12 protein-coding genes are annotated in these 22979 nt (G+C 74.9%); 10 read left to right on the forward strand and 2 right to left on the reverse strand.

What is annotated here, in order from left to right:
* Nucleotides 1-168 precede the first annotated feature (168 nt).
* A complete protein-coding gene (locus IE329_RS28730; protein WP_190213905.1) occupies nucleotides 169-1542 on the reverse strand; it encodes an aminotransferase-like domain-containing protein in 1374 nt (457 codons plus the stop codon).
* 119 nt (nucleotides 1543-1661) lie between these two features.
* Here IE329_RS28730 and yczE point away from each other — a divergent pair, with 119 nt between their 5' ends.
* A complete protein-coding gene (gene yczE, locus IE329_RS28735) occupies nucleotides 1662-2384 on the forward strand; it encodes a membrane protein YczE (protein ID WP_229927842.1) in 723 nt (240 codons plus the stop codon).
* Nucleotides 2385-2483: 99 nt separating this feature from the next.
* On the opposite strand, the gene IE329_RS28740 is transcribed toward yczE, so the two are convergent.
* Nucleotides 2484-2894: a winged helix-turn-helix transcriptional regulator gene (locus IE329_RS28740; RefSeq protein WP_190213906.1), complete on the reverse strand. Its 411-nt coding sequence runs from the start codon at nucleotides 2892-2894 to the stop codon at nucleotides 2484-2486.
* 100 nt (nucleotides 2895-2994) lie between these two features.
* Between IE329_RS28740 and IE329_RS28745 the strand changes: the two genes are divergently transcribed.
* From IE329_RS28745 to IE329_RS28785, 9 genes are all read left to right on the forward strand, one after another.
* Entirely contained in the window at nucleotides 2995-3852 is an 858-nt protein-coding gene (locus IE329_RS28745) for an alpha/beta hydrolase (RefSeq protein WP_190213907.1), read from the forward strand.
* Nucleotides 3853-4199: 347 nt separating this feature from the next.
* Nucleotides 4200-7298, forward strand: coding sequence for a DUF11 domain-containing protein (locus tag IE329_RS28750; RefSeq protein ID WP_190213908.1), 3099 nt, complete (start codon nucleotides 4200-4202; stop codon nucleotides 7296-7298).
* Nucleotides 7299-7670: 372 nt separating this feature from the next.
* Nucleotides 7671-8996: a helix-turn-helix domain-containing protein gene (locus IE329_RS28755; RefSeq protein ID WP_190213909.1), complete on the forward strand. Its 1326-nt coding sequence runs from the start codon at nucleotides 7671-7673 to the stop codon at nucleotides 8994-8996.
* Between the two features lie 328 nt (nucleotides 8997-9324).
* Nucleotides 9325-9717, forward strand: coding sequence for a cobalamin B12-binding domain-containing protein (locus IE329_RS28760; protein WP_190213929.1), 393 nt, complete (start codon nucleotides 9325-9327; stop codon nucleotides 9715-9717).
* Nucleotides 9714-10994, forward strand: coding sequence for a methylaspartate mutase (locus IE329_RS28765; protein ID WP_190213910.1), 1281 nt, complete (start codon nucleotides 9714-9716; stop codon nucleotides 10992-10994). Before IE329_RS28760 ends, IE329_RS28765 begins: the two co-directional genes overlap by 4 nt.
* A 201-nt stretch (nucleotides 10995-11195) precedes the next feature.
* Nucleotides 11196-12197 (forward strand): asparagine synthetase A, encoded by a 1002-nt coding sequence (locus IE329_RS28770; protein ID WP_190213911.1) that lies wholly within the window; start codon nucleotides 11196-11198, stop codon nucleotides 12195-12197.
* Nucleotides 12194-13462: a glutamate synthase-related protein gene (locus IE329_RS28775; RefSeq protein WP_190213912.1), complete on the forward strand. Its 1269-nt coding sequence runs from the start codon at nucleotides 12194-12196 to the stop codon at nucleotides 13460-13462. Before IE329_RS28770 ends, IE329_RS28775 begins: the two co-directional genes overlap by 4 nt.
* 147 nt (nucleotides 13463-13609) lie before the next feature.
* A complete protein-coding gene (locus IE329_RS28780; protein ID WP_229927843.1) occupies nucleotides 13610-18337 on the forward strand; it encodes a non-ribosomal peptide synthetase in 4728 nt (1575 codons plus the stop codon).
* Between the two features lie 115 nt (nucleotides 18338-18452).
* A complete protein-coding gene (locus tag IE329_RS28785) occupies nucleotides 18453-22907 on the forward strand; it encodes a non-ribosomal peptide synthetase (protein ID WP_229927844.1) in 4455 nt (1484 codons plus the stop codon).
* Nucleotides 22908-22979: the final 72 nt, after the last annotated feature.

Here is a 22979-nt window from a genome sequence, read left to right on the forward strand (position 1 = left end):
AAACGCAATGGATCGCTACGTCCGCGCAAAAAACTGTGTGACCGAACGCAAGATTCTGTTGCTTGCTGAGTCGAGGTGTTTGCCCCGGTCGTCGTCCGGGGCCGGGCGGTCCGCGGGGGAGGCTCGGCGGCCGGAAGGCCCGCCGGCTGGAGCTCCGGGGGCGGCGGCTCAGCGGGCGGGCGGGGAGCAGGCCTCGTCGAGGATGCCGGCGATCCGGTCCAGGGTCGCGACCGGCGGGGTGTACGGCACCCGCAGGTAGTGCGTCAGGGCGCCGTCCACCGCGAAGGCGGGGCCGGGTGCGAGGTGCAGCCCGGCGGCGCCCGCCCGGGCCGTGACGGTGTCGGCCCGCACACCGTGCAGCCGTAGCCAGAGCACCAGGCCGCCCTCGGGCACGGTGAACCGCCAGCGGGCGTCGTCCGCCAGTCGCCCGGCCAAGTGGTCGCGCTGGACGCGTAGTTCGGCACGCCGCCGGTCCAGCAGCGGTTCGAGGGCGGCGAGCAGTTCGACGGCCACGAGCTGCTCCATCGGCGCCGCCGAGAGCGGTTCGCAGAGCGGGTGGTGCAGGAGTTCGCCGATCAGCCCGGTGCCGGGGGACCTGATCCAGCCCACCCGCACCCCGGCCCAGACGGTCTTGCTGGCGGAGCCGACCAGGACGGCCCGGGGGATCCGTGGGGGCAGCGGCGCAGGGCCGGACAGGTGCAGGTCGCGCAGCGTCTCGTCCGCGACCACCGTCACCCCGTGCTCGGCCGCCGAGGCGGCGACCGCCTGCCGGGTGCGGGCGTCCATCAGCGCGCCGGTCGGGTTCTGGAAGTCCGGTACCAGGTAGGCCAGTCCGCCCCGCGCTGCGGCGAACGCGGCGTGCAGCTGGTCCTCGTCCCAGCCTTCGGTGGTCACCCGCAGTCCGGACAGCCGGGCCCCGGCCCCGCGCAGGACGGCGGCCGCGCGCGGGTAGGTGGGGTTCTCGACGGCGGCCACCCGGGGGCGCAGCCGGGCGGCGAGCAGGGCGAGCGCGGCGCGGGCGCCGGAGGTCACCAGGATCTGCTCGGCCCGGGTGGGGAGCCCCTCGCGGGTGTAGCGCCCGGCGATCGCCTCCCGGAGTTCGGGCAGCCCGGCGCCGGAGTGGCCGCCCTGCGCCAGGGCGGGCCCGGCCCGCCGGGCGGCACGCGCGGTGGCGGCGAGGTAGTCGGCCCGCGGGGCGGCGGGGACGGCCCGGCGCAGGTCGATCGAGCCGGCGCTGCCGTCGGCCGACGGGGGCGCGAACCGCTCGGCCGAGCTGGGCGGCAGCTGCACGGTGCTGGCACTGCCGTGCCGGGTCCGGACCCAGCCGGTGTCCCGCAGCCTGGTCAGCGCGGCCACCACCGTGCCCCGGCTGACCCCGAGGCCGTCGGCGAGGCGGCGCTCGGCCGGCAGTGCGCTGCCGACCGCCAGCCGCCCGTCCAGCACGGCCTCCCGCAGGGCGCCCTCCAGCGCGTCCACCAGCGGAACGGCGGTGGCCTGCCACCCGCCGAGCGCCCTGACCAGTTGCTCCACTCCGATACGCACTGGTCCAGTTTGCCCCAGGTGGACCAGGACGCCGTGCGGTGCGCCGCCCTAGGTTCGGGCGGTACCGGGACGGCACCCCGTCCCGGCACCCCAGTCCGATCCCCGCACCGGAGAGCCCGTTGGCCAGCGCCCGCACCACCCTGCCCCCACTCGGTTACCTGCCGCTCGGCGAGCGCCCGCTCCGCCGCGTGCCCCAACTCCTGATCGGCCTGGCGCTGTACGGGTTCAGCCTCGCGCTGCTGGTCCGCGCCTCACTGGGCGTCAACCCGTGGAGCGTCCTGTACGACGGGCTGACCCGGCACACCCCGCTCAGCTTCGGCGCCGTCAGCGCCCTGGTCGGGGTCCTCGCCCTGCTGGGCTGGATCCCGCTCCGGCAGCGGCCGACCTTCGGGACCTTCGCCAACATCGCCGTCCTGGCGCTCTCCTCCGACCTGGGCCTGCTGGTCCTCCCGCCCTGCCGGGGCCTCGCGGCCCGGGGCGCCCTGCTGGCGGCCGGCATCGCGGTCAACGCCCTGGCCATCGCGGTCTACGTCGGGGCGCGCCTCGGCCCCGGGCCCCGGGACGGGCTGATGACGGGCACCGCGGCCGTCACCGGGCGCTCCATCCGCTCCGTCCGGACCCTGATCGAACTGACCGTCCTGGCCGCGGGCTGGCTGCTGGGCGGCCGGGCCGGCGTCGGCACCGTGCTCTACGCCCTCGCGGTCGGCCCGGCCGCCCAGCTCCTGCTGCCCCGCTTCGCCTACCGGGGTGCGGCCGAATCGGCGGGTCCGGCCCAGGCCCAGGCCCAGGCCCAGGCCGGCCGGGGCCGGCGGCGGGACGTCACGGGGGCGGGTGGGCGGTGAAGCCCGCGGGGCGGCGGAGAAGGCCGTGATCCGCTGCTCGCCGGGGTGGCCCCGGACGGCGACCGGACCCGAGGGGCCCGGAGCGCGGAACCGGCCTGGCTACCCCTCGGCGAGCTCCCGGTCGGTGGCATCGTTGGCGCGGTCGATCTCGGCCATGTGCTCCTCGGCCCAGGTCCGCAGCCCGGCAAGGGCGGCCTCCAGGGACAGCCCGAGTCCGGTGAGCCGGTAGAAGACCCGCGGCGGCACGGTCGGTTCGACCCGACGCGACACCAGCCCGTCGCGGGCCAGGCTTCGCAGCGTCACGGACAGCATCTTCTGCGAGACACCGGGCATCCGGCGTCCCAGCTCAGCGAAGCGCACCTCGTCCGGTGCCGCATCGGCGAGCGTCCTGACCACCATGGACGTCCACTTCGTGCCGATGCGGTCCAGCAACTGCCGCGTCGGGCACTGGGGATCGAACAGATCGCCGCGTACCCCACGACCGGTGGCCGGGGCTCCTCGGGTGGTCACCTGTGGCTCACCACCTTCCCTGAAAGTGCCGTCTAGGAAGCAGCCGGACAGTTACCTATCGTTTCGTGGTAACCAATGGTAACCACTCGCAGGAGCCGTCATGCCCGTCACCACCGCACACCAACTGCGCCGCATCGCGACGAACGGCATACATCTCAACGTCGCCGTCGCCGGGGACGGGCCCGCGGTTCTGCTGCTGCACGGCTTCCCGCACACCTGGCGGCTCTGGAGCGGCATCATGGGCCGACTGGCCGGCCGGTACCGGGTCATCGCCCCGGACCTGCGAGGCCTCGGTGCCAGTGAACGTGCCGTCGAGGGCTACGACGCAGGCACCCTGGCCGCCGACGCCGAAGGGCTGCTCGACGCACTCGGCGAGCCCTCGGCGGCGGTGGTCGGCATCGACGCGGGCACCGCCCCCGCCGTCCTGCTCGCGCTGCGCCGGCCCGACCTCGTCCGGCGCCTGGTCGTGATGGAGGCACTGCTCGGCCGCCTGCCCGGAGCCGACCACGTCGTGGCGGGCGGCGCCCCGTGGTGGTTCGGCTTCCACGCCGTCCCCGGCCTGGCCGAGACCGTCCTGGCCGGCAACGAGGCCCGGTACATCGACTGGTTCCTCGACTCGGGGACGCTCGGGCGAGGAGTGCCCGACGACATCCGGGCGGCCTTCGTCCACGCGTACACCGGGAGCGAGGCCCTGCGCTGCGCGTTCTCCTACTACCGGGCCCTGCCCACCAGCGCGCAGCAGATCCAGGACGCCGTCGCGACGGCTCGGCTGACCATGCCCACCATGGCCGTCGGCTCCCATCCCGTCGGCACCGGGCTCGAACGCCAACTCCGGCCCATCGCCGATGACCTGGTCGCACACCGTCTCCAGGACTGCGGCCACATCATCCCCCTCGACCGCCCCGACGCGTTGTTGGCGCTCCTCGCTCCCTTCCTGGCCGCCGATCCGGCGACGTGACCGGAGCGGGGCCGAAGGACCGGGGTCGGCGGTCCGGGTGTTCGTTCGTCCCGGCGGCCCCGGGGGGCTCCGGCAGGGGATTGCGCGCAGAGAATCAGATACGTACACATATCGTCCGACGTTCCGCCATGAACACGAGATTCCCGGAAAAGGCAAGGCGGAGAAGCCGTCGTACGCAATTGTGGTGAACGTCCGAGCGGTGCGGCCGCACCGATGGAACAAGGGTGGGCACACTGTGCGGTGCGGCTTTCGGCGGATTCCCCTCAGGAGTCTGTTCGCTCTCGAACGATCTGCGGATCGCCGCCTCCGACAATCCCCGGACGCGATCCGCGACGAGAGGGACTCCTATGCACCGAACCGCGAAGCGGCTGCGGAGCCTGGCGGCCTTGACGGTCGTCCTGCTCACGCTGGCGCTCGCGCCGGCGATGGCGCACGCCGCCGGCACCCGCCCGTTCTCCATCACCATCACCCACGTCGAGTGCGTCGACTCCTGCGACGCCGAGGGCCTGGAGGCCGCCTTCGAGGGCCACGCCGACTTCTTCGCCAAGGTCTTCGTCAACGGCGTGGAGCACCGTACGCCCACCATCGACAACAACTCGTCCGTCGACCCGTTCTGGGCGGTCCCCGTGGACCTGCCCGACACCGTCGAGAACGTGCCGGTCACGATCCAGATCTGGGACGAGGACGACGCCCCCGGCGGCGACGACCTCGGTGACGACAGTCCGCACGACGACGACAACAACCTGGACTTCACCGTCCACTACCAGGACGGCAAGTGGCGGGACACCGCCACCAACCCCACCGACAACGTGAACTGGCCGCAGTCCTGCTCCACCGGTGACGGCGACACCGGCAGCGACGAGGACGAGCCCCGGGTGAAGGTGTGCTGGGAGGTCAGCACGCTCTCGACCAGCGGCGACGCGGACGGCGACGGCCTGCTCGACGGCTGGGAGCGCAACGGCTACAACGACGACGGCGACGGCACCATCGACGTGGACCTCCCCGCGCTGGGGGCCGATCCCCGCCACAAGGACCTCTACCTGGAGCTCGACTCGGAGGCCGGCCGGGCTCCGTCCCGGGAGGGGATCGAGGCGCTGAGGCGGGCGTTCGCCGCGGCCCCGATCACCGCCGGGTCGACCGCCGGGACCAGACCCGGCGGCGTCAGCGCCCCGCCCAATCCCGACGGCCGGCCGGGCATCACCCTGCACATCGACACCGGGGGTGTGTACGACCCCACCGCCACCGAGGGCGGGGTGGCGGGCACCTGCTCGGACGGCATCGACAACGGCGGCGACGGCAGGATCGACGGCAACGACCCGAGCTGCAACCGGCGGCTGGTCAACTACCTGGACTCCAGCATCGAGCAGGCGGCCAGGGACTGCGGTGACGGCATCGACAACGACGGCGACGCGCTCCCGGACGCGCAGGATCCGGACTGCCGGGCCGGCGAGAACCTCGGCGGCGGCAGCATTCTCGCCACCCGGACCAACGCCTGCGGCATCGACAACGGGGACCTGTACTACACGGCCAAGGCGGCCAACTTCAACCGCGAGCGCCGGCTGATCTTCCGCTACGGGGTGATGGCCGTGCAGCCGGCCGGCTGTCCCCGGGTGCGCGGCGGCCAGGGCGAGATCGGCGGCAACGACTTCGCCGTCTTCAACCCCGACGCGGGCTCGATCATGCACGAGTTCGGACACAACCTGAACCTCCGCCACGGCGGCTTCCAGGACCGGCCCAACTGCAAGCCGAACTACGTCAGCCTGATGAACTACGACCTCGCGGCCGGGATCCCCCGGGTCGGCGGCGGTGTGCTGCTGGACTACTCCCCGCCCCGGATCAACGTCGACGGCACCAGCCGGGGCGCCGCCCCGTTGGCCGACCTCGTCGAGACCAACCTGACCGAGCCCACCCCGCTGGACCCCACCGACCCACGGAACCGCTTCCGGTTCGTCGACCGGGCCGGGCAGAAGCTGACCGACAACCTCGACACCGGGCCGAACTGGAACAGCGACACCGACCCGCCCTTCGAGACGGCGCTGCCCACCAACATCGACACGGCGGGCCCGGGCCCGGTCCGTACCCCGGCCGCCTGCATCGCCAACACCTCGACCGACGAGACCATCCACGGGTCGGACGACTGGACGGCGGTGTCGCTGCCCTTCCGCCAGTTCGGCGACTCCGCCGACGCGGGCATCAACGTGGAGTCCGACGACTACCCGACCACGGCCGAGCTGCTGGCCATGGAGGACCAGGCCAACAAGGCCGACCTGGAGCTCACGGTCACCGACGACCCCGACCCGGTCGCGGCCGGCACCGACCTCACCTGGACGGCGGTCGTCACCAACCACGGGCCCAACCCGGCGGCGGCGGTGTCGCTGTCCGACACCCTCCCCGCGCAGACCCCCTTCGTGGCTGCCGACCCGGCCTGCAAGGCGGCCGCCGGGACGGTCACCTGCGGGCTCGGCGACCTGCGGGTCGGCGCCTCCCGCACGGTCACCATCACCGCGCACGTCCCCGCCGACCTGGTCCACGACGCCGGCGGGCCGGTCGCCCTGGCCAACCAGGCGGTGGCGGACAACCTGGTGGGTCCCGACCCCGACGCCGGGAACGACGGCGCGAGCACCACGACCACCGTCGTCGCGGTCGCCGACCTGGCCGTCAGCGATTTCGTCGCGCAGGCGCCGCCCACCCAGCTGGTGATCGGCGGCACCCTGGACGTCACCCTGCACGGCACGGTGGCCAGCAACGGGCCTTCCTCGCCGATGGACGCGACCCTCACCACCGCCGCCGCCCCGGACCCGGGCGCGACCGTCACGCCGGCCTCGTCCACGCGGAGCGTCCCCGCCCTGGCGGTCGGGGCGCCGCGGACGGCGGACAGCACCTTCACGGTCGGCTGCGACCGACCGGGTGCGCACACCTACCGGTTCACCGCCTCGGTCACGCCGGCCCGGCCCGGTGACACCGATCCGGTGGAGGCGGACAACCACCGGCCGGTCGAGTTCACCCTCGACTGCATCGTGCCGGTCCGGATCGACATCGAGCCGGAGGGCGGCCTCCCGACGCCGGTCGTCGTCCCGCGCGGCGTCACCACCGTCGCCGTCCTGACCACCGCCGCCGGCGAGTACGGCCTGCCGCTGGCCTTCGACGCGGCGTCCGTCCAGGTGCCCACCGTCCGCTTCGGGCCGCGCCAGGTGGTCTACGCCGGGCCGGGCGGCAGCACCGAGCCGCACCCGGCGGGCCACCTGGCCGACGTGGTCGAGCGGACCGTGAACCCGGTGGAGGCGGTGGACGGCGACCTCGACCTGGTCCTGCACTTCGACACCGAACCCTCCGGGGTCCGGGCCGGTGACACCGAGGTCTGTGTCAAGGGCTCCTACACCGACCGGGCCGCCGCGCAGACCTACCGCTTCTTCGGCTGCAGGGCGGTGCGGGTCCTGCCGTTCTGACCCACCGCCCCTCCCGGCCGGGCGTCAGGAGCCCCGCGCCGGAAGGGACCGCCGCGGTGCGGGGCCCCGGGACCGAGCGTCCCGGGGCCCCGCACCGCGGTCGTTCCCGGAGGCGGACGGCCCGGGCCGCCGGTGCGGGACGGTGGCCCGGGCACGGTGATCGGCCGTTGATCCCGCGTAGAACCCGGGCGTGGAGCATCTCGGTCGTAAGGGGAACCGGTCCAGTGGCTACAGCCGAAACCGGGATCCGGGCCGGCCGAACCGAGGCGGGCCCAGTCCCCGGCGCCTTGGGCGCAGGACTGAGGTCGTCAGTCTCGGGCCGAACCGGAGCTTCCGAGGGTGTTGTCCGAACGCGAGGAAAGGGGGGCTGGCATGGACGGCGGTCAGCCGGTGTCGAGTTTTGGCGAGTTGCTCAAGGTACGGCGGGAGCGTGTCGGGCTGACCCAGCAGGGCCTGGCCGACCACGCGACGCTGAGTGTGCGGGCGATCCGCGACATGGAGACGGGACGCGTCCACCGCCCCCGGCAGGAGACCGTCCGGCTGCTGGCCGACGCGCTGCGGCTGGAGGGGCGGAGCAGGGCCGCCTTCGAGGCGGCCGCCCGGCAGCAGGTGCCGGTGGAGGAGCCCGCCGCGCCGCCGGCCGCCCGCAACGCGATCGTCGGCCGCGGCACCGAGGCCGAGGTGCTGGCCGACGTCCTCACCGTGCACGGCGACCGGCTGGTGTCGGTGGTCGGCCTCGGCGGGGTGGGCAAGACCCGGCTCGCCCTGGAGGTGGCCCGGCGGCTGCACGCGTCGGTGCGCTGGGCGGTGCGCTGGGTGGCCTGCGGCGAGCGTGAGCCGGGCGGCCCGGGCGCGGCCTTCGCCGACCTGGTGGGCCGGCCGGGCCGGGCCGAGGGGCTCGCCGAGCAGATCGGCGACCGGCCCACCCTGCTGGTGCTCGACGGCGCCGACGGCGGCGTCAACGCCTCCACCCTGGACGACCTCTTCCACCGCTGCGCGGGCCTGCGGGTGCTGATCACCTCCCGGGTGCCGCAGGGACTGGACGGCGAGCAGGTGATCCCGCTCGCGCCGTTGGAGACGCCGGCCCCCGAACTGGACGACGACCCGCAGCGGCTGGCCGAGGTGGCGGCGGTGCGGCTGCTGCTGTCGCACGTCCGCCGGGTGCGACCCGGGTTCCGGCTGGGACGGGAGGAGGCCGCGGCGGTCGGCGCGCTCTGCCGCTACCTGGACGGCCTGCCCGGGGCCCTGGAACTCGCGGCCGGCTGGACCCTGGTGCAGTCGCCCGGCCAGCTGATGGCCCGGCTGCGGAGCAACCCCTTCACCCTCAGCGCGCCGTCCCCGCTCTGCCACGAGCGGGAGGACGTCCGTGTCGCGCTGACCGGTGCGCTGCACCTGCTGAGTCCCCGTCAGCGTGCCCTGCTGGGCCTGCTGGCCGACGGCGAGCAGGGGTGGACGGTGGAGGAGGCGGTGACGCTGAGCGGCCGGCCCGTCCAGGAATGCCTGGCCGTGGTGCACGAGCTGCTCTCCCGCGGGCTGGTGCGGGCGGTGGGCGGCGGCCAGGGCGGAGTGCGGTTCGCGGTGCTCAACCTCTTCCGGGTGCTGTGCCGGGAGGAGCGGGAGAACTGGCTGTCGGCGGCGACCGCGCGCAGCGAGGAGCGCTCGGGACCGTACCCCGTGCTGGAGGCCCTCGCCGGGTGAGGCCGGGCCGGCGGTCGGGCAGCGGTCCGGGCGGGCGACGCGGGGGAGCGGGGCCGCGGGCGGACGCCGTCCACCGCGGCCCCCGGCCGTGGCCCCGCCGGCCGCCCGGCCCGCGGCCCCCTTCCACCGGTGATCTGCCGATGTGCTGCCGGGTGATCTGCCGGTCGGCGCGGAACGCGGTCCATAAGCTTTTCGTCAGGGCAGGCGGAGGAATTCGCCCGGAAATCGACGCGGATCGTCGGTCGACGTTGGCCCACTAGGTGACGAGGGGCAGTCCGTGGAGCGTGGAAAGGCCGGAAAAGCCGGGCTGAATGTCGTGGTGACCACCATGGTCTCCGATTCGCACACCTGGAATCTGGTGTTTCTCCAGCTGTTGCTGGAAGAACTCGGCCACCGGGTGACCAATCTCGGACCCTGCGTCCCGGACGAGGTCCTGGCCGCCGAATGCCGGCGGCGCCGACCCGACCTGATCGTCCTGAGCAGCGTCAACGGGCACGGCTACAACGACGGACTGCGGGTGGTCGCCGGACTGCGCGCCTGCCCGGAGCTGCGCGGCACGCCGATCGTCATCGGCGGGAAGCTGGGCATCGCCGGGGCGGAGGACGGCGCCCGGGCCCGGGCCCTGCTCGCGGCCGGCTTCGACGCGGTCTTCGAGGAGGCCGCCTCGGTGGACGCCTTCCGTTCCTACGTCCGGTCGTTGCCGGCCGGAGTGCTGTTGTGACGGCCTTCGGCCCGTTCGTGGCCCGCGCCCGGGCGGCCGGCACGCTGGTGGTGCAGCCACGGATGGGGATGAGCGAACCCGGCCGGATGCGGGCCGGCCTGCTCGCCACCAAGGACGCGGCCGCCACCACCGTCGGCACCCTCACCCTGGACAGCTACACCCGCACCGGCGAGGTGGCCGCGGCCCGCCGGGCCGTCGCCGAGGGCGTCCCGCTCAACGGCTACCCGATCACCAGCTACCCGTCGGGCGTCACCCGGTCCGTACTGCACGGGGTCGCCGACGACAGCTTCCCGGTCCAGGTCCGGCACGGCTCGGCCCGCCCCGAGAAGATCTTCTCGGCACTGCTCGCCGCCGGCCTGCACGCCACCGAGGGCGGCCCCGTCTCGTACTGCCTGCCCTACAGCCGCACCCCGCTGCGCGAGGCCGTCGACAGCTGGAGACGCTGCTGCGAGCTGCTGGCCGCCTCCCGCACCGACGGCGCCGAGCCGCACCTGGAGACCTTCGGCGGCTGCATGATGGGCCAGCTCTGCCCGCCCGGCCTGCTGATCGCGCTCAGCGTGCTGGAGGGCCTCTTCTTCCGCCGGCACGGACTGCGCAGCATCTCGCTCAGCTACGCCCAGCAGGCCAGCACCCGCCAGGACGAGGAGGCGGTGACGGCCCTGCAGGCGATCGCCGCCGAGCTGCTGCCGGACGTCGACCGGCACGTGGTGATCTACACCTACATGGGCGTGTACCCGCTGTCGCCCGGCGGCGCGCAACTGCTGCTGGACGAGGCCGCCCGGCTCGCCGTCCGGACCGGCGCGGCCCGGCTGATCGTGAAGACCACCGCCGAGGCCTACCGCATCCCCACCGTCGGGGAGAACGTCCGGGCGCTGGAGAGCGCGGCCGCCGTCGCCGCCGGCGAGCGCCGCAGTCCGCCCGGGGCCACGCCCGACACCGGGATCCGCGCCGAGGCCCGCGGCCTGATCGACGCCGTGCTCGACCTGCACCCGGACATCGGCCGCGCGCTGGTGCTGGCCTTCGCCAAGGGCTACCTGGACGTCCCCTACTGCCTGCACCCGGACAACGCCGGCCGGGCCCGCAGCCGGCTCGACCACGACGGGCGGCTGCACTGGTCGGACCCCGGGTCGATGCCGATCGGCCGGAGCGGCCGCACCCCGGCCGCCCCGGCGCTCAGCTCCTCCGAACTGCTCGGCGCGCTGTCGTACGTGCAGCGCAGCTACGACCGGCGGGCCTTCCGCACCTCGGTCGCCGACGGGGTCTCCGTCGCCCGCTGAGGCCCGGCCGCCCGCCGTGCCTGCCCGGGCACTCCACCGCGCTCCTCCGGAGCGTCCCACCGCTCAGCACCCGCGCACTGCGCCGGGCAGCACCCGTGCACTGCGCCGTGCAGCACCCGCGCACCTCACCACGTACTTCTTCGCGCACTCCACCCGCGCACTCCACCGGCACCGCGCCACGACAAGGATGGGAACGGCATCATGACCGTGCAGACCGCGCAAGGGCCCACGCCGCCGGCCGACCCCGGCAGGCACCTGGCGTCCCCGACCACGCGCAGCGCGCTGCGCATCCAGCACCACCTGCTCGGCGCCGCGCGGGAGTTCCTGCGCGGGGAGGGCTTCACCGAACTCCTGCCGCCGGTCATCGGGCCGGTCACCGACCCGGGCGCCCGGGGCTCCAAGCAGGTCGACATCGACTTCTACGGCCACCGCTACAAGCTGATGACCAGCGCCATCCTCTACAAGCAGGCCTCCCTGCTGGCCTTCGACAAGATCTTCTGCGTCGCCCCGAACGTCCGGCTGGAACCGCTGGAGACGGCCGGCACCAACCGCCACCTGGTCGAGTTCCACCAGCTGGACGTCGAGGTCGCCGGCGCCTCCCGGGAGCAGATCACCGCGCTGGTCGAGCAGTTGGTCGTGCACATGGTGCGCAGCACCGCCGCCGCGCTGCCCGCCGAGTTCGAGGAGCTCGGCCGGGACACCGACGCCTTCCACGGCCTGCTCCAGGGCGCCTTCGAGCGGGTCCGGCACAGCGACGCCGTGCTGGACCTCCGGGCGGCCGGGCACGACCAGAACCCGGACGCCGAACTCGACTGGGAGGGCGAGGCGCTGCTCTCCGCCAAGGCCGGCCGCCCGTTCTTCGTCACCGACTATCCCAAGGGCTCCCGCGGCTTCTACGACCGCGAGTGCCCCGGCGAGCCCGGCCTGCTGCGGAACTTCGACCTGATCGCGCCCGAGGGCTACGGCGAACTGTGCAGCGGCAGCGAGCGGACCAACGAGTACGCCGACATCATCACCCGGATGCGGGAGACCGGTGAGAACCCGCAGAAGTACCGCTGGTACCTCGACCTGGTCCGCGAGGGCATCCCCGCCAGCGCCGGCTTCGGCATCGGCGTCGAGCGCCTGACCCGGTACGTCGCCGGGCTGGACGCCGTCTGGCAGGCCAGCGCCTACCCCAAGCTCGCCGGGGTGGTCTCGCCGTGAGCGACCTCGCCGCACCCGGGTTCCCCGAGGAGGCCGTCCGCCTGCGCGCCAGGACCGGTGCCGCCGCCGCCTTCCCGCCCGCCGGGGACTACGGCCAGGTGCTGTTCGGCGCCGGGCCGGACGGGCCGGACGGCCTCACCGGGCCGGCCGACCGGCTGGACGCGCTGCGCCTGGCCCCGCCGGTGTTCATGGAGCAGCGGCTGGCCAAGCTCATCGAGCTCGGCCGCGAACCCACCTACCAGGACGTCGACCTGAGGACCACGATCGGCGGGCTCCGCTCCACCGCGCCGGTCTACCTCTCCGCGCTCGGCTCGACCCGCGCCGCCGCCGGCGACCTCGGCCCGGCGCTCAGCCGCCAGGCCGGGGCGCTCGGCATCCCGATGGTGATCGGGGAGAACGTCGTCCCGGTGAACGGCTACGGCCGGCTCGGCGAGGCGGCCGGGCGCTCGCTGCTCGGCCGCCTCACCGCCTACACCGAGCGGCTCGCCGACGGCGTCGGCGGGGTCGCCGTGCAGCAGAGCACCGAGGACGCCGACGCCGAGGTGTGGAACCTCGTGCACAGCGACCCGGCCGCCCGGCCGCTGCTCGACTCCGGCCGCCTCGCCTTCGAGCTGAAGGTCGGCCAGGGCGCCAAACCCGGCCTCGGCGGGATGACCGTGCTGGACGAGGCGGCGGCCGCCCGGGTGGCGGACCGCTACGGACTGGACCCGCTCTTCGAGGGGCAGCGGGTGCTGCGCTCCAGCAGCCCCGGCACCTTCACCGAGGAGATCCTGCGCCAGCAGGTCCGGCTGATGCGCAACAACTTCCCCCGGGTGCGGATCTGGGTCAAGCTCCACCCGGGCCGGGACGTCGCCGCCGCCGTGCGGACGGCCGTCGAGGCCGGCGCGGACGCGGTGACCGTGGACGGCGCCGAGGGCGGCACCGGCTGGGCGCCCGCCGCCTTCCCCCGGCACGTCGGGCTGCCGCTCGCCGAGTGCCTGCGCCGGCTCGGCGCGCTCCCGTCCGGCCCGCCGCCCGGCCGGCTGCTGGTCTCCGGCCGGATGTGGGAGGGCAGCCGGGCGGTGAAGAGCCTGGCGCTGGGCGCCACGGCGGTCGGCCTCGGCCGGGCGGCCCTGCTCGCGGTCGCCGAGGACCCGCAGGACGGCCTGATCCGCCTGGTGGAATGCCTGCGGACCGAAATGCGGCTGCTGATCAGCTCGCTCGGAAAGTACGCGCCGGACGCGCTCGGGCCGGAGGACGTGTGCTCCCCCGACGGCTGGAGCTGACTCCCGCACCGGAACGCGGTACCTGAAAGACCCGCAGCGGCAGCGCCGAGTCCTGCCGTGATCCCTCCTCCTGTCCCGCCGGTCCGGCGGACAGTCGCGCCCGGCCCACGGCGGCCCGGCCTCGCCGTCACCAAGCATCGGGGTTGAATGATGTCCTCCAGCGAATTCCCGTTCCTCCCGGCGGCCCGCCGCCACCCGTCCCGTCCGGCGGTCCGCCGGGCCGGCCGGACGGTCACCTACCGCGAGCTGGACGAGCTGAGCGGCGCGCTCGCCGGGGAGATCACCCGGGAGACCGCCCCCGGGCAGGTCGTCGCCGTCACCGCCGGCGACCGGCTCGACCACCTGGTCGGCCTGCTGGCCGTGCTCCGGGCCGGCCGGGTCCACCTCCCGCTCGACCCGCAGGCGCCGGAGGAGCGCAACCGGGCGATCCTGGACGGGGCCGGTGCGGCCGCCGTCCTGACGGACGGCCGGCTCGGCCTCCGCCCGGGCGCCGGGGCCGCCGGCGCCGGCCCGGCCGGGTACGTGATCCACACCTCCGGCACCACCGGCACCCCCAAGGGCGTGCTGGTCCCGCTGGACGCCCTGACCGAGCACCTCGCCGCCGCCGTCGCCCGGTTCGGGCTGACCGAGGACGACGTGGTGCTGCAGTTCGCCCGGCCCACCGTGGACGTGGCGATCGAACAGATCCTCGGCACGCTGGCCGCCGGGGCCTGCCTGGTCCTGCCGGAGCGCCAGCTGCTCACCCCCGCCGAGCTGCTCGACCTGCTGGACGCCGAAGGCGTGACCGTCGCCAACCTGTCCGCCGGCTACTTCCAGGAGGTGGTCGCCGCACTGCCCGGCCGTGCCGCGCCGCGCGCCCTGCGGCTGATGATCTCCGGCAGCGACCGGCTGCACCCGGCCACCGCGGCCGGCTGGCACCGGCTCACCGGGGTACCCCTGCTGAACGCCTACGGGCCCACCGAGACGGTGATCACCGCGACCGTCCACACGGCGACCGGCCACACCGCCGTCGGGGACGATGCCGCCGCCGGGGACGGCTCCGGCGTGCCGATCGGCGAGGCGCTCGGCGGGCGCACCCTGCACATCCTCGACGAACGGCTGCGCCCCTGCCCGCCCGGCACCGCCGGCGAGCTGTACATCGGCGGGCCGCTGCTCGCCTGGGGCTACAGCGGCCGGCCCGGGCCGAGCGCCGAACGCTTCGTCGCCGACCCCTGGTCCGCCGTCCCCGGCGCCCGGATGTACCGCACCGGTGACCTCGTCCGGCGGCCCGCCGAGGGAGCTCCGCCGGAGTACCTGGGCCGGGCCGACCAGCAGGTGAAGATCCGCGGCTTCCGGGTCGAGCCCGGCGAGATCGAGGTCGCCCTGGCCGGCTGCCCGGGCGTCGCCGGCTGCGCCGTGGTCGCGCACGAGGGCCGGCTGGCCGCCTACGTCACCGCCTCGGCCACCGCGCCCGCCCCCGACTACGCCCGGGCCAGGGCCTTCCTGGCCGGCCGGCTGCCCGAGCACATGATCCCGGCGACCCTCACCGTGCTGGCCGGCTTCCCGCTGACCGCCGGCGGCAAGGTCGACCGCGCCGCGCTGCCGGCCCCCGAGGCCACCGCGACCCGCCGCCCGGGCCACCGCCCGCCGCGCACCGCGGCCGAGCAGCTGATCGCCGCGGTCTGGTCGGACGTGCTGGGCGTCGCCGAGGTCAGCGCCGACGACAACTTCTTCCACCTCGGCGGGGACTCGCTGACCGCCGTCCGGGTGGTCGGCCGGGTCTACGAGGTGTTCGGCATGGTGTCGCCGTACACCATCTTCGACGCGCCGACCCTCGCCGAGTTCGCCGCCGCCGTCACCGCCTCGGCCGGCCCCGAGCAGCCGCCGCTGACCGCCCGCGGCCTCACCCGGGCACCGCTGTCCAAGTTCCAGCGCGGGCTCTGGTTCCTGGAGCAGTGGAACCCCGGCGCGGCCACCTACAACGTGCCCTGGGTCTTCCGCTTCCACGGCCCGGTCGACACCGGGCTGCTGCGCGCCGCCCTGGAGACGGTGGTCGCCCGGCACCAGAGCCTGCGGACCACCTTCGTCCTCGGCGAGGACGGCCCCGAGCAGCTCGTCCACCGGCGGATCGAGCTGCCCTTCACCGTCCTCGACAGCCCGGCGGAGCAGCCCGACGCGCTGGTCGCCGAGCTGGCCCAGCAGCCCTTCGACCTGGAGCACGGCCCGCTGGTGCGCGCCCACGCCATCCGCACCCCCGGCGGTGCGACCACCCTGCTGCTGATGTTCCACCACATCGTCTGGGACGAGGGGTCGCTGCCCGTCCTGGAACAGGAACTCCAGGAGCTGTACGCGGCGCTGCGCGCCGGCCGCGACCACGCCCTGCCCGAACTCCCCGTCCAGTACACCGACTACAGCGCCTGGCAGTACGAGGACGAGAGCGCCGAGGAGCGGCTCGCCCACTGGCGCACCGCGCTCGCCGACGCCCCGCAGGACCCGGTGCTGCCCACCGACCACCCCCGCCCGGAGATCCAGGCCTTCCGGGGCGCCTTCCACCGCTTCGCGCTGCCGACCCCGGTGGCCCGCGCGGTGCGCGAGTTCGCCCGCAGCGAGGACGCCACCCCGTTCATGGTGCTGCTGGCCGGCCTCGCACTGACCCTGCACCGCCGCTCCGGCCGGCGGGACATCGTCCTCGGCACCCCGGTGAGCCTGCGCGGACGCACCGAACTGACCGGCCTGATCGGCTACTTCATCAACCTGCTGCCGCTGCGCCTGCGGCTCGCGGAGGGCGCGGACTTCCGTGAACTCGTCCAGCACGTCCGGGAGGTGGCGATCGGCGCCTACCGGCACCAGGACACCCCCTTCGACGAGATCACCGCCCTCGTCCTGGAGGACCGGCCGGAGGACCGCAACCCGCTCTGCCAGGTGGTGCTCGAACTGCACCCGCTGGACACCCGCCCGCTGACCGTCGGCGGCACCGAGGTCACCCGCGAGCTGCACTCCAACGCGGTGTCCCGGTTCGACCTGTCGATCTCCGTCGACGACCTCGGCACCGGCTTCACCGGCCGCTTCGAGTACGACAGCGACCTGTTCGACCCCGAGACCGTCGCCGGCCTCTGCGACAGCTGGGCGGACACCCTGGCCGCCGCCGTCGACCCCGCCGCGCACACCCTCTTCGAGGCCCGGGCCGAACTCGCGCCGCAGGCCACCGCCCTGGTCGAGGGCGACACCGGGCTGGCGCTGACCTACGGGGAGCTGAACACCCGGGCCAACCGGCTCGGGCACTTCCTGGCCGGCCGCGGGGTCGGCCGGGGCGACGTCGTCGCGATCCTCACCGAACGCGGCCACGACCTGGTGGTGGCGCTGCTCGCGGTGCTGAAGACCGGCGCCGGCTACACCCTGCTCGACCCGGACTTCCCCGCCGAGCGGCTGGCCGGCGCCGTCGCGGACAGCGGCGCCGCCCTCGTCCTCACCCACCGCCGCGCCCCCGCGCCGTTCGAGGGCACGGCCCACCTCGACCTGGACGAGGTGGCCGCCGAGGTGGCCGGCTGCTCCGGCCAGGACCTCGCGCTGCCGGTCACCGGCGACGACCTGGCCTGCGTGATGTTCACCTCCGGCTCCACCGGCCGCCCCAAGGGCGTCGCCGCCCCGCACCGGGCGCTGACCACCACCTACCTCGGCCAGGACTACGCGCGCTTCGGCCCCGACGAGGTCTGGCTGCAGTGCTCGCCGGTCTCCTGGGACGCCTTCGCGCTGGAGCTGTACGGCGCCCTGCTGTTCGGCGGCACCTGCGTGCTGCAGCCCGGCCGGCGGCCCGACCCGGAGACCATCGCGACCCTCACCCGGCGCCACCGGGTCACCCAGCTCCAGCTCTCGGCCAGTCTGTTCAACTTCCTGCTGGAGGAGTTCCCGCAGACCTTCGACGACCTTGAGGTGGCCTTCACCGCCGGCGAACGGGCCTCGGTGACGCACGTCGCCAAGGCCCTGGAGAACCACCCGCGGCTGGTGGTCGCCAACGGCTACGGCCCGGTGGAGAGCCTCGGCCTGACCACCTGCCACCAGGTCGGCCCGCAGGACCTCGGCGGGGCCTCGATCCCGATCGGCCACCCGCTGAACGGCAAGGAGATCCACGTCCTGGACGCTGCCCTGCGCCCGGTCGGCCCCGGCGAGAGCGGTGAACTCTACGCCGCGGGCGGCGGGTTGGCGTACGGCTACCTGGGCCGCCCGGCGCTCACCGCGGGCCGCTTCGTCGCCCACCCGTACGGCCGGCCCGGGGAGCGGCTCTACCGCACCGGGGACCTCGGGCACCGCACCGAGGACGGCACGCTGGAGATCACCGGACGGATCGACGACCAGATCAAGATCCGCGGGTTCCGGGTCGAACCGGGCGAGATCGAGGACGCCCTGACCCGCCACCCGCTGGTCCGGGAGGCCGCCGTCACCGTCCACGAACCGGCCCCCGGGGACCGCCGGCTGGCCGCCTACATCACCACCGGGCCCACCCCGCCCGACGTCGACGCGCTGCTCGCCGAACTGGCCGGCCGGCTCCCCGAGTACATGATCCCCGCCACCGTCGACATCCTCGACGCCCTGCCGCTCAACCCCAACGGCAAGACCGACCGCCGGGCGCTGCCCGCCCCCGCGCCCCGGCCGGCACCGGGCACCGCGGCCACCGCGCTGGACGGGATGGAACTGCTGGTGGCGGACGCCGTGCGGGCCGTCCTCGACCTGCCGCAGGTCGGCCGGGACGACAACTTCTTCCGGATCGGGGGCAATTCGCTGGCCGCCGTCCGGGTCGCGATGCGCCTGTCCCGGGAGACCGGCACCAAGGTGCCGCCGCACGTGGTGTTCCAGGCGAAGACCGTCGGCGCGATCGCCGAACGGCTCACGGCCCGGTGACCGGCCACCCCCGGCCCGCCGCCGGCCGCCACCGCAAGGCGCAGGCCGGACCCGGCCACAGCCCCACCACCCGCCCGTGCCCCGCCCGGGACCGCGCAAGGAAGGAAGCAGGACAGTGACCTCCACCGAAGAGCCGGCCCGGGTCGCCCCCGTGTCGGGGCTGCAGAGGGGCCTGTGGTTCCTCGACCGCTGGAACCCCGGAGCGGCCACCTACAACATCCCCTGGGTGTTCGAGTTCACCGGCGCCCTCGAACCGGACCGGCTGCGGAGCGCCCTGGACGCCCTGGTGGCCCGGCACGAGGCCCTGCGGACCACCTTCGCCCTGCACGAGGACGGCCCGCGCCAGCACGTCCACCACAGCCCGGCCGTCCCCTTCACGGTGACCGACCTGCGGGCCCTCGACGAGCGGGAGACCGCCCGGCGCGCCGAGGAGCTGATCGCCGCCGAGGCCGCCGCGCCCTTCGACCTCGAACAGGGGCCGCTGCTGCGGGTGTCGGTGCTCCGCACCGGCGAGCGCCGCGCCACCATGGCCGTGGTCGTCCACCACATCGTCTGGGACGGCTGGTCGGCCGACGTCTTCGAGCGGGAGCTGGCGGAGCTCTACAGCGCCGCCGTGGCCGGCCGCGAGGCGGAACTGCCGGTGCTCACCGCCCAGTACGCCGACTACGCGGCCGAGGAGCAGGCGCAGTCCTTCGAGGAGCACCTGGCCCACTGGAAGCTCCAGCTGGACGGGGCGCCGGGCCTGCTGGAACTCCCCGGCGACCGCCCGCGCCCCGCCGACCGGAGCCACCACGGCGCCACCGAGCCGTTCGCCCTGGAGCCGGGCACCGCCGCCCGGGTCAAGCAGCTGGCGGAGGAGGAGGGCGTCACCCCGTTCATGGTCATGCTGGCCGCCTTCGCGCTGCTGCTGCACCGCTGGACCGGCGCCGAGGACATGGTGATCGGCACCCCCGTCACCACCCGCAACCGCCCCGAACTGGAGAACCTGGTCGGCTACTTCGTCAACCTGCTGCCGCTGCGGGTCCGGCTCGCCCGGACGATGACCTTCCGCGAGCTGCTGGAGCACGTCCAGGAGGTCGCCTTCGAGGGCTACGCCTACCTGGACGTCCCCTTCGACCAGCTGGTCGACCGGCTGGCACCGGACCGCTCGGCCCAGCACGCCCCGCTGGTCCAGGTGGTGTTCGGCGCCCACGCCGAGGACGCCGCCCCGCTGCGCTTCGGCGAGGCCCTCGCCGAGCGGGCCGTCCGCTCCAACGGCACCAGCAAGTTCGACCTGACCTGGTCCGTCTTCGACAGCGGCGAGCTGCGCGGCGAGGCGGAGTACCGCACCGACCTGTTCGACCCCGCGACCGTCCGCCGGATGGCCGCCGACTGGCAGACCCTGCTGACCGCCGCCCTCGACCACCAGGACCGCCCGCTGCGGGAACTCGGCACCCCCGCCCGCGCCGGCCGGCCCGCCCGGATCCCGCAGGGCCGTTGCCTGCACCAGCTGTTCGAGGACGCCGCCGACCGGTACGGCCACCGGGTCGCCCTCACCGACGGCGCCCGCGCGCTCACCTACACCGAACTGGACGAGCGGGCCAACCGCCTCGCCCACGCGCTGGCCGCGGCCGGCGTCCGCCACGGCGACCGGGTCGGCCTGCTGCTCGACCGCACCGCCGACATCGTGGTGAGCGTCCTCGCCGTCCTCAAGGCCGGCGCCGCCTACGTCCCCGTCGACCCGGCCGCACCGGCCGGCCGCGCGGCCACCGTGTTCGGCGACACCGGCGTCACCCTCGTCCTCACCGACCTGCCCGACCGGGTGCCCGACGGCCCCTGGCTGCGCCACGACCTCGCCGCCCGGGCCGCGGAGACCGCCGCGATGCCCGCCACCCGCCCCCGGGCCGGCGCCCGCCCCGGCGACACCGCCTACGTGATCTTCACCTCCGGCTCCACCGGGCGCCCCAAGGGCGTCGCGATCGCCCACGAGCACGTCAGCCGCCTGATGGCGGCCGGCGCCGAGCACTTCGGCTTCGGCCCGCAGGACGTCTGGACGCTCTTCCACAGCTACGCCTTCGACTGGACCGTCTGGGAGATCTGGGGCGCCCTGCACCACGGCGCCCGGCTGGTGGTGGTGCCCTACCTGACCAGCCGCTCGCCCGAGGAGTTCGCCCACCTGCTGGACGAGGAGGGGGTTTCCCACCTCTGCCTCACCCCGTCCGCGCTGCGCCAGCTGGAACCCGCCCTGCGCCGGCGCCCGAGGCCGCTGCCCGCGTTGAAGCAGATCATGCTCGGCGGCGAGGCGCTGGACCCCGCCGTCGTCCAGCGCTGGCTCGACCTCGACCCGCTGCCGCCCGCCCGGATCTGCAACCTCTACGGGATCACCGAGACCACCGTCCACGTCACCACCTTCGACATCGCCGGGCCGGGCGCCGCCGGCGGGTTCGAGCGGAGCCTGATCGGCGAGGCGATGCCGCACCTCGACGCGCTGGTGCTGGACGACTGGCTGCGGCCCTGCCCGGAGGGCGTCCCCGGCGAGCTGTACATCGGCGGCGGCAGCCTCGCCCACGGCTACTGGCAGCGCCCCGGCCTCAGCGCCGGCCGGTTCGTCGCCGACCCGTACGCCGGCGTGCCCGGCGCCCGGATGTACCGCACCGGGGACGTCGCCAAGCGGCTGCCCGGCGGCGGCCTGGAGTACGTCGGCCGCGCCGACTTCCAGGTGAAGCTGCGCGGCTTCCGGATCGAACTCGGCGAGATCGAGCACGCGTTGAGCGCCCACCCGGACGTCGACGCCTGCGTGGTCACCGTCCACGACCAGCGCCTCGCCGCCTACCTGACCGGCCGGGCGCCCGAACGCGTCCGCGAGTTCCTGGCCCGCACCCTGCCGGACTACATGATCCCGGCGAGCGTCACCGTCCTGGACGCGCTGCCGCTGACCGTCAACGGCAAGGTCGACCGGGCGGCCCTGCCCGCCCCGGGCGCCCCCGCCGCGGCCGGCGGCCGCCACGTACCGCCGCGCACCCCCGCCGAACGGGCCTTCGCCGAGGCCTGGTCCCGCGTCCTGGGGGTCGACGGCGTCGGCGTCCACGACGACTTCTTCCACCTCGGCGGCGACTCGATCCGCGCCGTCCAACTGGCCGGCCACCTGCACGAGGCGGGCTGGACGGTCTCCCTGCGGGACGTCTTCGGTGCCCCCACCGTCGCCGAACTGCTGCCCCTGGCCCGGCCGGTGAGCACCGCGGCCGAGGCCGGCCGGCCGTTCGCCCTGCTCGACCCCGAGGACCGCGCCGACCTGCCGCCCGGCCTCGCGGACGCCTACCCGATGGTCTCCATGCAGCTCAGCATGGTCTTCCACATGGAGATCGCCGGCGGCACCGACAGCTACCACAACGTCAACAGCTACCGGATCTCGGCGGCCCTGGACGAGACCGCCTTCCGCCGGGCGGTGGCCGAAGTCCTGGACCGGCACCCGGTGTTGCGGACGGGCCTCGACATCTCCGGCTACCGCGAGCCGCTCCAGCTGGTGCACGGCGAACTGCCCGCACCCGTGGAGTTCGCCGACCTGCGCGGCCTCGACGGCCAGGACGAGGCCGTCCGCGCCGTCTTCGAACACCACCGCTCCACCCCCTTCGACCTGATGGCACCGCCGCTGCTGCGGATCACCGTGCAGCGCCTGGCCGACGAGGTCTTCCAGCTCACGCTGTCCGAGCACCACGCCATCCTGGACGGCTGGAGCTTCACCTCGCTGCTCACCGAACTCCTGGAGCGGCACGCCGCGCTGGCGGTCGACCCGGCCAGTCCGCCCGCGCCCGCCCCGCGCTCCGCCTTCCGGGACTTCGTCACGGTCGAGCGGGAGGCCGCCGCCGACCCCGGTTCGCTCGCCTACTGGCGCGGCAAGCTGGCCGGCGTCAGCGGTGAACTGTGGCCCGGCAGCAGCGAGGTGCACGAGGTGCCCAGGACCTTGGAGCGGGTGCTCCCGGCGGCGCCCGGCCAGCTGCGGCTGGTCGCCGACGCGGCCGGCGTCCCGGTGAAGTCGGTCGCGCTCGCCGCCCACCTGCGGGCCCTGCGGGCGATCACCGGACGGGACCGGGTCACCACCGGCCTGGCGATGAACGGGCGGCTGGAGCGGCGCGGCGGCACCGAGGTGCTGGGGCTCTTCCTGAACACCGTCCCGCTGGTCGGCGAGCCCGTCGACGGCGACCCGCTGGCCCTGGTGCGCGCCGTGCACCGGGAGGAGCTGGAGATGATGCCGCACCGGCGGGTGCCGTTCGCCCGGCTGGCCCGGCTGATGGCCGACACCCGGCTCGACAGCCAGTTCGGCTACCTGCGCTTCCACGCCCTCGGCACGCTCAGCTCCGCCCGGATCGTGGACGCCCGGATCGGCTGCGAGCCGACCATGCGGCACGAACCCAACAGCTTCGCCTTCGGCGCCTCGCTCATCCAGGACCCGGTGTCCGACCGCGTCCTGCTGGCCGTCGACCACCAGCGCTCGGTGGTGTCCGACCGGACCGCCACCGAGTTCGTCGACGCCTACACGGCGGCCCTGGCCGAGCTGGCCGCCGCCGTGGCCGACGGGCCCGACCGGGCCTGAGCGCCCGGCACCGCGCGCACCCGGACCGCCCGGGCGCCGCGCCCGCCCGGCCGTACCCGGCCACACCCCACC

The sequence above is a fragment of the Kitasatospora indigofera genome (genome assembly GCF_014655955.1).
GTDB lineage: Bacteria > Actinomycetota > Actinomycetes > Streptomycetales > Streptomycetaceae > Kitasatospora > Kitasatospora indigofera.